The 12,254-nt window shown below is 44.0% G+C and carries 13 protein-coding genes; 3 read left to right on the plus strand and 10 right to left on the minus strand.

Annotation, left to right across the window (positions count from 1 at the left end):
- Positions 1-4: 4 nt before the first annotated feature.
- The 7 genes from ACZ48S_RS05350 to ACZ48S_RS05380 all read right to left on the minus strand — a co-directional run bounded on the left by ACZ48S_RS05350 (position 5) and on the right by ACZ48S_RS05380 (position 7,571).
- On the minus strand, positions 5-778 hold the full coding sequence (locus ACZ48S_RS05350; RefSeq protein WP_464211597.1) for an adenosylcobinamide amidohydrolase: 774 nt from the start codon (positions 776-778) through the stop codon (positions 5-7).
- Positions 759-1,565, minus strand: a complete 807-nt coding sequence (locus ACZ48S_RS05355) for an ABC transporter ATP-binding protein (RefSeq protein WP_464211598.1) — start codon at positions 1,563-1,565, stop codon at positions 759-761. The genes ACZ48S_RS05350 and ACZ48S_RS05355 overlap by 20 nt, the downstream gene beginning before the upstream one ends.
- A 2-nt stretch (positions 1,566-1,567) precedes the next feature.
- On the minus strand, positions 1,568-2,641 hold the full coding sequence (locus tag ACZ48S_RS05360; RefSeq protein ID WP_464211599.1) for a FecCD family ABC transporter permease: 1,074 nt from the start codon (positions 2,639-2,641) through the stop codon (positions 1,568-1,570).
- A gap of 76 nt (positions 2,642-2,717) precedes the next feature.
- Positions 2,718-3,659: an ABC transporter substrate-binding protein gene (locus ACZ48S_RS05365; protein ID WP_464211600.1), complete on the minus strand. Its 942-nt coding sequence runs from the start codon at positions 3,657-3,659 to the stop codon at positions 2,718-2,720.
- Positions 3,660-3,940: 281 nt separating this feature from the next.
- Positions 3,941-4,930, minus strand: coding sequence for an ABC transporter substrate-binding protein (locus ACZ48S_RS05370; protein ID WP_464211601.1), 990 nt, complete (start codon positions 4,928-4,930; stop codon positions 3,941-3,943).
- A 116-nt stretch (positions 4,931-5,046) separates the two neighbouring features.
- On the minus strand, positions 5,047-6,828 hold the full coding sequence (locus ACZ48S_RS05375; protein WP_464211602.1) for an adenosylcobalamin-dependent ribonucleoside-diphosphate reductase: 1,782 nt from the start codon (positions 6,826-6,828) through the stop codon (positions 5,047-5,049).
- Entirely contained in the window at positions 6,828-7,571 is a 744-nt protein-coding gene (locus tag ACZ48S_RS05380) for a radical SAM protein (protein WP_464211603.1), read from the minus strand. Before ACZ48S_RS05380 ends, ACZ48S_RS05375 begins: the two co-directional genes overlap by 1 nt.
- Before the next feature lie 190 nt (positions 7,572-7,761).
- Between ACZ48S_RS05380 and ACZ48S_RS05385 the strand changes: the two genes are divergently transcribed.
- The 3 genes from ACZ48S_RS05385 (at position 7,762) to ACZ48S_RS05395 (ending at position 9,378) form a co-directional block, all read left to right on the plus strand.
- Positions 7,762-8,451, plus strand: a complete 690-nt coding sequence (locus ACZ48S_RS05385; RefSeq protein ID WP_464211604.1) for a cytochrome c biogenesis CcdA family protein — start codon at positions 7,762-7,764, stop codon at positions 8,449-8,451.
- Between the two features lie 21 nt (positions 8,452-8,472).
- Entirely contained in the window at positions 8,473-8,952 is a 480-nt protein-coding gene (locus ACZ48S_RS05390; RefSeq protein WP_464211605.1) for a TlpA family protein disulfide reductase, read from the plus strand.
- A gap of 114 nt (positions 8,953-9,066) precedes the next feature.
- Entirely contained in the window at positions 9,067-9,378 is a 312-nt protein-coding gene (locus ACZ48S_RS05395; RefSeq protein ID WP_464211606.1) for a hypothetical protein, read from the plus strand.
- Here ACZ48S_RS05395 and ACZ48S_RS05400 read toward each other — a convergent pair.
- The 3 genes from ACZ48S_RS05400 to ACZ48S_RS05410 are packed head-to-tail and all read right to left on the minus strand — an operon-like array spanning position 9,375 to position 12,253.
- Entirely contained in the window at positions 9,375-9,875 is a 501-nt protein-coding gene (locus ACZ48S_RS05400; RefSeq protein ID WP_464211607.1) for a hydrogenase maturation protease, read from the minus strand. The genes ACZ48S_RS05395 and ACZ48S_RS05400 overlap by 4 nt on opposite strands.
- The gene (locus ACZ48S_RS05405; protein ID WP_464211608.1) at positions 9,875-11,317 is read right to left on the minus strand and encodes a Ni/Fe hydrogenase subunit alpha; all 1,443 of its coding nucleotides are present in this window, start codon (positions 11,315-11,317) and stop codon (positions 9,875-9,877) included. Before ACZ48S_RS05405 ends, ACZ48S_RS05400 begins: the two co-directional genes overlap by 1 nt.
- A gap of 15 nt (positions 11,318-11,332) precedes the next feature.
- Positions 11,333-12,253: an NADH-quinone oxidoreductase subunit B family protein gene (locus tag ACZ48S_RS05410; protein WP_464211609.1), complete on the minus strand. Its 921-nt coding sequence runs from the start codon at positions 12,251-12,253 to the stop codon at positions 11,333-11,335.
- Between the last annotated feature and the right edge of the window lies 1 nt (position 12,254).

Here is a 12,254-nt window from a genome sequence, read left to right on the forward strand (position 1 = left end):
GCTCCTAAGAATAAAGCGCCTTGCGTCTTTTGATAATCGCTTCTTTAGTAGCCGCTGTTATCGCCTTTGCTATTAATTCCCCTATTTTAGTATGCCCGCTTACATAAGCGCATCTTTCTTGTTTGCCGGAGACTATTACGATTTGATCGGTACCAGTACCAGTAGCCTGATACGCTGGAGTATAACTGCTTTTAACGCCCAAGTCCTCCAAAGCAATTACTTTGGCCTCAGTCGCTGTAATAAAAGAGGACGCCATAGCCGCTTGGGTCAGTTCAGTCGAAGTAACAACAATTGTATTTATTGTGCCGATAGGATAATGATGTTGTCCGACGTCTACCCCTATGCGTAGGGCATTACTTTCAACCCCGGCTGTCACTAAAGCTAAAGCCCACAAATTACCGTGTTTCATCTCCTTTATCGCCAGATGTTCCATAGTAACGCCTGTTGTAAGTACAGTAGCATTATCCAACGATAAATGGGGTTCAAATTCGCTGGATCTTATTACATTTCGGTAATATGCCCGCCAATCAGATTTCGGGTCAAGGAGTTTCTTCCACAATGCCTGGGGAATGTAACAGTTAACTACTACCTTTACATTCCGATATCCCTGCATCCCGGAAAGGGTTCGACTTTTATCAGGAAGATGCACCAGAAGTGCATTAGCCGGTTCATTCCATATCCGGTGATGTATCACTTCTATAATAATGCCATTAATAGTGGCGATAATTTCCGAACAGCACCCCATTAAATTTTTTCCTTTAGCAATATGAATCTCCATTTTTTGTGTTACCTACACGTGGCAACACCGCCGGAAGCCCTGTTAAAGGATGTGAATGAACGTAACTGCCCGGACCATACACCTCGCAGATATTTTCGGTGGTTATAACTTCATCGGGCATACCGAAAGCATAAAGCTCCCCATTCTTTATAAGAACTAATTTTTCACAATAATGGGCTGCTAAATTAAGGTCATGAATTGCAGCAATAACCGTTAAGTTTCGTCTGTGGCATTCTTCTTTTATTAAATCCAGGACTTCAATCTGTCTGCCTATGTCAAGATTGGCGGTGGGCTCATCCAGTAGTACACCTTCAGTTTCCTGGGCTAAAGACCGTGCAATTAAAACGCTCTGAATTTCACCACCTGATAATTCAGAAATTCTTCGTTCGGCAAACTGTTGCACTCCGGCTCGCTCCATCGCGTCCCAAGCAACAGCAAGGTCCTTCTCACTTTCATATTGAAATGTTCCCAGGTGAGGATTTCTACCCATGAGCACAATTTCAAAAGCGGTATATGCGCTGGGCAGCCATGGAGTTTGCGGTACAACACTGATAAGACAGGCTAGCTCTCGTCTGCTTAGCCTAGAAATATTACGCCCATTAGCCATAATATTGCCTCTGACAGGCAGCAATATTCGGCTTAAAGATTTTATCAGGGTAGATTTCCCTGATCCGTTCGGGCCCACCAAACCAACCATTTCACCGGGAACCATGCGGAAACTCACGTCACGCACAACTTCTTTTTCCCCATAAGCCAGTGATACTCTGTTTAATTCCACAGTAAGCATGATTAGAACAACACCTTGGTACGTTTTCTAAGCAGATAAAGAAAGAACGGTGCCCCGCACAATGCTGTAATAATACCAATCGGAATCTCGGTCGGAGCAAGCAGTGTCCTGGCTACAATGTCAGCCAGTATCATGAATATTGCCCCAACTAAAGCCGAAAGAGGCAATAGAAACCGATGGTCAGGTCCCCATATCAATCGAACAGCGTGAGGTACGATAATACCAACAAAACCTATTATGCCTACAAAGGAGACAGCGGCCGCAGTAATTAATGTGGAAACAGCCAGCAAAATTATTTTTACTTTTTCAACATCAATTCCAAGTTGCTTAGCCTGCTCTTCCCCCAGCTGCATAATGTTTAAAGCCCTTGCAAACAAAAATATAACCGCGATACCAATCAAAATTATTGGCCAAGTTATCTTGACTTCATCCCACTGGCTGGAAGAAAAGCTGCCCATCATCCAGAAAATAATTCCGTGGATTTTATCGCCGCTGATGGTGATTAAATAGGACACCATGGCAGAAAACAGAGATCCCATGGCTACGCCTGCCAGGATAAGAGTTGTGACTGGTATCATACCGCCTACTCGAGCCAGCATATACACCAAAGCAACACTGAATAAAGCACCCAAAAAAGCAAAGATTGGGATTATGCCGGTTACCCCACCGAAAATAACAATCGGGAATAAAAAGCCGATTACCGCGCCGAGTGCTGCCCCTTGTGCCACACCAATTAAGTACGGGTCGGCCAATGGATTACGAAACAAACCCTGGTATGTAGCTCCGGCTACGGCTAAAGCAGCGCCAACAATGCATGCCAGCAATACACGTGGCATCCGAATATTCTCAATAATTATTTCAAATGATGCCGGCCAATCCGGTGTAATCTCGATAAAAGGAAGTTTGGATAACAATATGCCGAAAGTGGTACCAAGCGGGATGCTTACGCTTCCCAGAGTAGTAGCAAACAAACCAACAAATACCAGTACACCCAGTAATATGGAAATAGCAATTAGCCGCGCTGTCCATGACCTGGAAATTGCGGCAGCTCGCTCCTGGATGTCGGATATGGTCAATACACTATTTCCTTTAATTACCTTATTTTACCGGGCAACTGGGGCGGGCATTATGACCCGCCCCAGTATATATATTCTACCCGAAAAGCTCTGGATGAAGCATCTCGGCAAGTTCTTCCAAAGCGTCAGCAATCCTTGGGCCGGGGCGGCCGACTACATCAGATATTACTCCAAATACTTTTTCATTTTCCCGGGCACTCACCTCAGCTAACAAAGGTTCAGTCTGAGCATAGACCAATGGCGCGTCCAGGCCGGACCCCATACCTATCTGCGCGATTATAACCTGCGGATTCTCTCCGATAACCGTTTCTAAGCTCATTTTAGGATATTTTTCTTCGATTTCAGCCGCGATATTAACCCCTCCGGCTGCTTTAATTAAACTGTTTATGAAAGTGTTTCCACCTATGCTCTGCAAAGGGTCGTGCCATACAATATAAAAGACACTGGTCAATTGTTCATCACTTAAAGATGATGTCTTGTTCAAAACCGCGTCTATGCGGTTACTAAGGTCGTCAACTAAATCTTGGGTCCGCTGGTTAACATTTGCTGCCTCTCCCGTCATGGCAATGGCTTCGAGGACCTCATCCAGATTGTCAGGACTAAGCGCAAGGACTGTGTATCCTAATTCCTCGAGCTGAGGAATGACTTTACTGGCATGTATGTTGCCTGCGATAATAAGGTCAGGTTCCGCATCAGCTACCAATTCAACATCAGCCGTAGAAAAACCGCCAACTTTGGGTTTATCCAATGCTACCTCAGGATAGTTGCAATAATCGGTAACCCCCACCAGTCTATCTTGCAGGCCCAAAGCATAAACAATCTCAGTGTTGCTTGGTGAAAGGGATATTATTCGCTGCGGTTCAGACTCTATAGTAACAGTTCTTCCTAATTGGTCGACAATATTTAAGGGATATGTGGTTTCCGCTATGGGATTTGTCGTAGTAGGTACTATTGCATCATCTCTATCCCCGTCACAAGCTACGGACAAGCTAAAACCGCAGATTAGGGTTAATGTCATCAATAATGCAAATCCTGTTTTTCTTATATTCATGCGATATCCTTAACTTGATAAATTTTTATGATTGTTTTCTGTTAAGTAATTCTTCTGTATCAATATTTCGAATTTATCATTATTGCCTCCTCAACCGCGGAGTTTTCTAGCCTGAGCCGGGGTTCTGACTCCCGATAGTTTTTATCGGTTACAGCAGGCGGTACTGTGCCGGACTTGCACCGGACTTGCACCCGTGCACCTGAAATCCAGGTTACTCTGTATGTAAATAGTGTCTCGCTTTATCTTATTTAATCGAACAATTCGGGATGCAATAACTTGGCCATTGCCTCAAGTCCTTCAACCAGCCTTGGCCCGGGACGCCCGGTCAAATCATCATCCATTCCATAAATTGCATCATTAACTCGAGCTTCAGTATTTTCCAAATTCGGGTCGTTAAGGGCAAACTGGTAAGCCAAATCACCCATACTCTCACTGGCTGAAGCCAAAATCACCTGAGGATCGCGATCAACCAGTTCTTCCAGCTGTACTGCATCGCCTTCGTTATCAACAAAGATATTTGTTCCGCCGGCTGCCTCAATTAATGCTGAGCCGAGAGCATCTCCCCCATGAACATACAAAGGCTCATGCCAAATTATGTAAACCGTTTTTACCTTTTGCGCTTCAGTCAATACATCGGTTTTATCTGTCACTGCCTGAACACGATTTTTCATATCGCTCACTATTTTCTCGGCTTCATCACTGCTATCCGTAATCATACCGATCAATTCTATAGTTTCATATACTTCCTGGAATGAATTAATCTTGGTCCCTTTCACAACAACTGTATTACTTTCGGGTAACAAAGTGGTCAATTGATCCACAACACCAAGGTCCACGGCAGAAATATCGACCAGTATAATATCTGGATTAGCAGCGACTATTTCTTCATAATTTACAGCATACAGATTACCAACATTTTTTTTATTCAATGCAGCATTTGGATAATTGCTGTATTCATCTACACCCACAACCTTATCACCCAAACCCAGGGCAAAAACTATTTCAGTATGACTGGGTAAGAGACTGATAATTGTAGCCGGCTCGGCATCTAGAGTTATATTGCGGCCGGCATGGTCAGTAATAGTCATTGGATAAGTAGCCTGATCGGTAGTCTGCGGAGGTGCTTCCACTTCTTCATCACAGCCGGTCAACACTCCGGATAAGACAGGCATCACAATAGCTAAAACCATTATTCCTAAAAAGCGCTTTGCATACTCGGCTGTGTTTCGTAAAATCATATTTTCTTTCTCCTTTAGGCCTCTTTTAAATCAAGTGTACTTGTATTTATTAAGTTACATTTGTCTATAATATAACGCAATAAACTCTCGCTGTCAACAATTAAAGTGATGAAAGACTACCTTCTAGTAAAATACGAGGTGACTAATTCAACTCCAGTATCACCAGTACATAGAGGCTGCAACATCCTGCTGTCATCCCGGTAAACAGTTATCCCCTTGAGACCTGACTCATAGGCCATCATAAAAACACTGCTCAGGTCTTCACGGGTGGCGTATCGGGAAAAATTAACGGTTTTAGAAACAGCGTTATCGGTAAACTCCTGAAAAGCAGCCTGTATCTTTACATGCCACTCGGGACTCACTTGATGCGCAGTAACAAATGTCCGTCTAATTTCCTCGGGAACATCCAGTTGCTCATGCAGGTGATTACAGCGAACCAGCCTTTGCATTAAGTCCATAGTGCAGACGCCGGCGGCACGTGCTGCTTTTTCAAAATGTGAGTTAACTTCAAGAAGATTTTCGCCGTCCAATATATTTCTAACAAAAACCGTGGAAAAAACTGGTTCAATACCGCTTGAACAACCGGCAATAATGGAGAGAGTTCCAGTTGGAGCTACTGTGGTGCAGGCGGCATTACGCATTGGGGTTTTACCTGTAGCGTCATAAACACTACCCTTGAAAGCTGGAAAAGAACCTCGCTCTTTACCTAATTGGCGGGAAGCGTCATGAGCTTTATCACGAATAAACTCCATGATCTGCCTAGCTGTCTCAACAGCCCCGGTAGAATTATATGGTATTCCCATCTGATACAACATATCAGCAAAACCCATTACACCCAAGCCGATTTTTCTGGTTCTCTTGGTCATTTCCTCAATTTGAGGTATGGGGAATTGGTTAATATCGATCACATTATCAAGAAATCTTACGGCTAAAGGTATGATATCTCCAAGCTTCTCATAATCAACTTCTACGACACCACCATTGATTCTTAGTATGCGGGATAGATTTATTGATCCAAGATTGCATGATTCATAAGGCAGTAAAGTCTGTTCCCCGCAACCACTTATAATTTCAATACGACCAAGTTTAGGTGTTGGATTGTCTCGATTTATTCGGTCAATAAACACAAATCCCGGATCACCTGTATTCCATGCTTGGTCAACAATTCTTTCGAATACCATTTTGGCATTAAGCTTACCGGTTACTCCACCATTACGGGGATTAATAAGTTCATAATCTTCGGCTTGCTTGACCTTTTCCATAAAATCATCGGTCACAGCCACGGAAATATAGAAATTGGTTAGAGACAGAGGGTCCGCTTTAGCTTTGATAAAATCCATGATATCAGGATGATTGACAGGCAACACCACCGAATTACACCCTCGGCGAATGCCGCCCTGCCGTACATAATCAGCAGCCTTTGAAAATACATCAATTAGAGCAACTGGCCCAGTCGCCGAGCCATAACGCTCTTCCACCATATCTCCCGAAGGCCTGATATGAGCGAAGGAAAAACCGGTCCCTCCACCACTTTTATGTATCAGAGCGGTGTATTTTACAGCGTCAAAAATAGCATCTATTGAATCATCAACCGGTAAAACGAAACAGGCAGCCAACTGTCCGCTTGTAGTGCCGGCGTTAAGTAAAGTGGGTGAATTGGGTAGGAAATATAGGCCTGCCATCAGGTCATAAAATTGTTCTGTTAAACTATCTACATCAATATTTGAGTCGTAATTATTCTCAGCTTCAGCAACCGCAACAGCAACACGACGAAACATCTCCGCAGGAGTCTCTATAATATTTCCCTGTTGGTCACGCCTGAGATATCTCTTTTCCAATACCCTCGAGGCGTTAGGTGTCAATTCAAGAAGACCGTGTTTTGACACGTTGGTCGTCATTAGTAAACCTTTACCGCCTTGTCTCCAATACGTTTCATATCCAGCGTAAGAATAGTAACATTTTCCATATATTTTCTCGCGCGATCAGCGGCTTCTTCAACTTCAGCATTTGTTGCTGCCCGCCAGGGACATTCGGGCACCGGGAAATACGCGTCAATGCGGAATGGTATCTTCGGATCTACGCTTGAAACGAATTGGGCTACCTTTTCTATCTCGTCCGCTTCAATAAGCTCCGGAATGAAAACTACTTCAGCATGTAAATTTTTTCCGGTTTTAGCTATATTGGCGAAGTTCTCGAGTGCTGTCTTGTTGGACCTGCCAGTGTAGGCATTGAAAACTTCCTCAGTATATGCTTTCAGACTAAATATAACCTGGTCAATATCATCCAGATTAGGCATAACTACGCCATTGGTTAGCAATATGTTGTAAGAATTCCAGTTCTCGTGCAGTTCTTTTGCCAGTTTAGGCAACTCTGGATCGAGAGCCGCTTCAGTACCCATAAACACAGCGTATTTTATTTTAAGAGGTTTTAGGTAATTGATAACTTCATCGTATGAAAGAAACTTGTCCGGGGCGACGGTACGCGTGCGGTTCTTGATATCCTCTAGAGCATCATCATACAGTCCAAAATCATAAAGCTCCCAGTTGGTATAACACGCTCGACAGTTCAACGTGCATTTTGTCCAAATGTGAATATCAACTGAGCCATACGAGGGCTCATAAGCAATATGATAGACTTTCAATACCCAGACTCCTAATAAAGATTAACGAACATCTCAGTCCGTCAAATATACATTAAATGGCCATATGGTAAACCCATAATATCATAGATTATATCATAAGTTACGTATTTTAACATCATCAAGAGATTACACCATCGAAAGTATGATATTTTTGATTATCCGATAACAGCCGTTATAATTAGTCTGTTTTATGGAAAATCCAAATCTGGTACTGGCATTCAGTGGTGGGCTTGCTGCCTTTATATCTCCTTGTGTTCTACCAATGATTCCAGTGTATTTTGCAGCTTTAGTCGGCCCCGAATTTCTTGACCACTCCAAAATAGCTACAGTCAAACGTTCAGTGTTTTTTTTGCATTCTGTCGCATTTATAACCGGGTTTGGTTTGGTTTTTACCCTGCTAGGAATTATCGCCGGCTTTACCGGCAGTTTCATTAGCCCTGATGAACCGGTGGTACGCAACATAACCGGGTCGATATTGTTGATATTCGGATTATACATGTTAGCTGCTGCCCGTTTTCCAAGTCTAAATTTCGAAAAAAGGCTGAATATTACTTTGGGTTCCGAGGGTTATGTTCGTTCTTTCCTCACCGGTGCTGTATTTACGTTCGCCTGGACCCCCTGTGTAGGCCCCATTCTTGGCAGTATTTTGACACTGGCCATAGCAGGAGAAAATACCGCTCAGGCTGGTGGTCTGTTGTTTGCTTTTTCTCTTGGTATGGGTATACCCTTTATAGTTATCGGTCTGTTCATAGGCTCTGCCCTACCGTTAATTCGCCGCATAAACCGATATACGTTCCTTTTCTATATCGCCGGCGGTTTCGCCTTGGCTATGGTGGGGGTTCTAATATTGACCGGAACAATAAATATAATGGTATCATAAGACACCAAAGAGGATTCCATCATGAAACGCAGATTAATATCATTATTTTTGACTGTTGCCATTTTTACAATGGCTGGTTGTTCCAGCGATTCATCCGACGCTTCCGCATCGGATTTCACTCTTAATGAGTTAAACGGCGAACAAATCTCGCTGAATCAATTTTCCGGACAGCCTGTGTTGATTAATTTTTGGGCATTAAGTTGCCCGGATTGCATTAAAGAAATGCCCTATATCCAAGCTGCTTATGATAATGAACACTCAGTCGCAATGCTCACAATAGCTATCCAGGATTCAAAAGAGGACCTGCAGGCATTTATGTTTGATAATGGATACACTTTCCCGGTGCTCTTGGATTCAAACGCCAGTGTTGCGATTGAATACGATGTCAGATTCACTCCAACCACCTATTTTATTAACAGCGACGGAAAAATCACTGATATTAAACTTGGTCCGTTCTTAAACCAGTCGGAATTAGAATTTGCTTTAAAGAAATTAGGCTGAACCCTACTGGGTATCCGCTCTTTCAACATAAATGCAACTACGCCATATGTGAGTCAACCAATATGTTTATAGTATAATGTAAAGCGCAGTTAAACATGTTAATGAGGTGCTTTTATGACAGACGATATACTTAATGAAGCCAGCAATATAGCTCAATGCCGAGATTGTCCATGGTATAAATCATGCGTTATGCCAATGCGTTTCTCACCGGAAGATATCCAGCGTCAACTGGAATCACAGCAGGGGACTGGAATCAACATCCCTGATGACACCGTGATGCAGGGCATGATGGCCAACATGGCTCAAGCTGTTCAAAATTCCATGGTCGAAGCCTGCCCGGTATTTATCCAGCGCTTGCGTAACTCACCAAAACTGGCTGAACGCATTAAACGCATCATGCAGAACTGGTCCGACGAAAACGCTTAATCTGTTATTTTGAAGTAGTTGCTTTCTATATAGTGCGCGGCTTCGTGCACCGCTGTCTGTATCCCTTCGGATAAACCGCCAGTGACAATTTCTGGTATCGTTTCGGGTTGGCAGGCTAATATGGTGACCTTAACGCCGGAATTTTCCTCTAGTTCTTTCAGCAGATTAAGGGAAGGAGCCAGATGTAACGAAAAATCATGCCGTTTGATTGATGGAACTTCATCAATTTTTACCTTGAAAATTTCACCTGGTTCCCGGCTGCACTCCAACGCATCAACTATCACTACTTCCTCAGGTCTTTGCTGACTGATTATCAAGTCAAACAGAATTTCCCGAACCCCGGTTCCAACATCCAGGACAGCCGCAAAAGACGGAACCCGGCCGCGACGTTCCAATTCTTCCGCCACGGCCGGGCCAAAACCATCATCTCCGAATAACGGATTACCCACTCCCATTATCAATATTTGTTTTTTGTAGTAATCCGGTACGTATTCCATTATTGATTTGTCAGCGTTTCGATGAGTTCACCGTCCGCAGCTACAATATCCAGCTTACAAGCCATCTGACCATTCAAATCATGACTGGCACATGAAAGACAGGGATCATAAGCCCTGATAGTCATTTCCACTGTATTCAGAATACCTTGGTCGTACTTTCCGTCTTTTATCAACATTTTGGCTGCCTGTTTAACCGACATATTAATCGGCGCGTTATTCATACATGTCGCCACAATGAGATTGGCGGAAGTCACCAAGCCTTTTTCATCGGTGGTATAGTCATGAATGAGAGTGCCACGTGGTGCTTCAGTACATCCCACTCCCCTAGCGGCTCTGGGAGTAACCGCAACCCTGGTTTCCGTGGATGTGATTTCAGGGTCATTAAGTAGTTCCAATGCCTTCTCAGCGTTGTACAAAAGCTCAATAAGACGCGCCCAATGATAGAGCATGGTTTGCTGAGCTGGTCGACCGAAAGTGTTCCTGAATTCTTCGAGTTCAGCCTGGGCTAAAGGAGTGCTGAGCTTATCAGCCACATTCATGCGAGCCAATGTATTAACTCTGAATATGCCATTTGGATTTTCTGGGTCCATGGAGAATTCGCCCCACTTTTTGTTATAGGGGAATTTTACGTAAGACCATGGCTCAATATGTTCTGAAATGTATTCAAGGTAATCCTTAGGTTCAAACTCCTCGTAATTACCTTCAGTGTCCATCATCCGCAGCTTCCCGTTGTAAAGGTCCATGGCACCGTCATCCTTAACTGTCCCTAAAAAGCCGGTTTTGATAACCCCTACCGTTTTTACCACATCAAGATAAGCCGGGAAAATATTCTTTTTTGCGTAATCAATGGAAAATTTTGCCAGTTCGAAGGCTTTCTCAGCCATGGGAATAAGTTGTTTCCGTTCATCCTCGGTCAAGGGCTTGGAGAACCCACCGGGGACAGCGGCTGTCGGATGAATAGCTTTACCAGCAATAATCTCCAACATATGGGCGCACATGTGTCTAACCTTAACAACATTCCGAGCTACGTCCGGTAATTTTTGCGCTATTCCAAAGACGTTCCTTAAAGCATAGTCTGAGTCAGGGCCCATAACAAAATCACCGCCGCCCAAGAAATAGAAATGAAGTATATGTTCTTCCATGTAGGCAATACTGTTGCATAGCTCCCGTAGCTTACGTCCAGCCGGGGCCGGCTCTACTCCGAAAACCGCGTCGCATGCCTTAGCTGAAGCTAAATGATGGGACCAGGGGCAAACACCGCAAATTCGTGTAGTGATACGAGGCATCTCTTCGACCGGGCGGCCAACACAGAATCTTTCAAACCCGCGCAATTCAAGTACATTAACCTGGGTGTCGGCTACATTTCCGTTGTCATCTAGCTTGATCGTTATTTTTGCGCCGCCTTCAATACGTGAAACAGGTTGAATAACTATCTCTTTCATATTTAACTCCTTATATTATTTGCGTGTCGGCATGGGCCGTAATCGCCCTGCCCCGATGAACCGGTTAAAAGTGGCCATCCGGTCTTCAATCTGCTTCGGATCCAGTCCTACTGAAGAAAGAGCACCCATCATATCTACCATCGGATTAGCTCCAGCGCGAATTGGACCGTAACATCCGCGGCAGGGCATATAAGCTTTTATACAACGAGGTGTTTTTTCCGAACCACCACATCCGGTTCGTGTGGCTGGCCCCAAGCATAAAATACCCTGTTCATTCATGCAGCGCATATTATCGTATCGGCCGGGTGTAAATTCCGCTGATTGCAATGGTCGGCGGATATCAACCTTAGCCTTTTTTTCCCTGACTACGGGGCAGTCATCGCAAACACTGCGCTCAGGCAAACTAAATGTCTTGCCTTCCAACAAAGCTACTAAGGCATTAGCAATCCATTCTGGCGTGGGGGGGCAGCCGGGAATCGAAATATCTACTTTGATTACTTCATTCACAGAATAAACCCGGTCAGTAAAGGCCGGCAAGTCCTGAGTCGGATTCTCTCCAGGTTCAGTACTGGAACTCTGGCGATAGCTATTATCAAATATTTCTTCATTGGAATACATGTTACCCAAGGCGGGAATACCGCCAAAATTAGCGCAAGAACCCAAAGATATAATAATTTTACATTTGCGGCGCATTTCCTCAGCCAGTTCTTTATTTTCCTGGTTGCGGATACTTCCGCTGATAATCCCAACATCAGCATCGGGAATTTCCATCTCTGATTTTTCACCGGTTTGACCAAACAATTTATGGTCCATCAACACCGGCATGTGTACAAATTCCAGACTAGGCAACAGGTCCAGGAGTGGTTCTCCAATATCTAAAATTGATACCTCACATCCTCCGCATACCGCAAACCATTCCTCTGCGACACGTACCATA

The sequence above is a fragment of the Dehalogenimonas sp. NIT-SK1 genome, assembly GCF_055384165.1.

Bases quoted from the DNA above. Each gene is read 5' to 3' on its own strand.
- ACZ48S_RS05350 (WP_464211597.1), bottom strand. From the start codon at position 778: ATGGAGATTCATATTGCTAAAGGAAAAAATTTAATGGGGTGCTGTTCG.
- ACZ48S_RS05355 (WP_464211598.1), bottom strand. From the start codon at position 1,565: ATGCTTACTGTGGAATTAAACAGAGTATCACTGGCTTATGGGGAAAAA.
- ACZ48S_RS05365 (WP_464211600.1), bottom strand. From the start codon at position 3,659: ATGACATTAACCCTAATCTGCGGTTTTAGCTTGTCCGTAGCTTGTGAC.
- ACZ48S_RS05370 (WP_464211601.1), bottom strand. From the start codon at position 4,930: ATGATTTTACGAAACACAGCCGAGTATGCAAAGCGCTTTTTAGGAATA.
- ACZ48S_RS05375 (WP_464211602.1), bottom strand. From the start codon at position 6,828: ATGACGACCAACGTGTCAAAACACGGTCTTCTTGAATTGACACCTAAC.
- ACZ48S_RS05385 (WP_464211604.1), top strand. From the start codon at position 7,762: ATGGAAAATCCAAATCTGGTACTGGCATTCAGTGGTGGGCTTGCTGCC.
- ACZ48S_RS05390 (WP_464211605.1), top strand. From the start codon at position 8,473: ATGAAACGCAGATTAATATCATTATTTTTGACTGTTGCCATTTTTACA.
- ACZ48S_RS05395 (WP_464211606.1), top strand. From the start codon at position 9,067: ATGACAGACGATATACTTAATGAAGCCAGCAATATAGCTCAATGCCGA.
- ACZ48S_RS05400 (WP_464211607.1), bottom strand. From the start codon at position 9,875: ATGGAATACGTACCGGATTACTACAAAAAACAAATATTGATAATGGGA.
- ACZ48S_RS05405 (WP_464211608.1), bottom strand. From the start codon at position 11,317: ATGAAAGAGATAGTTATTCAACCTGTTTCACGTATTGAAGGCGGCGCA.
- ACZ48S_RS05410 (WP_464211609.1), bottom strand. From the start codon at position 12,253: ATGGTACGTGTCGCAGAGGAATGGTTTGCGGTATGCGGAGGATGTGAG.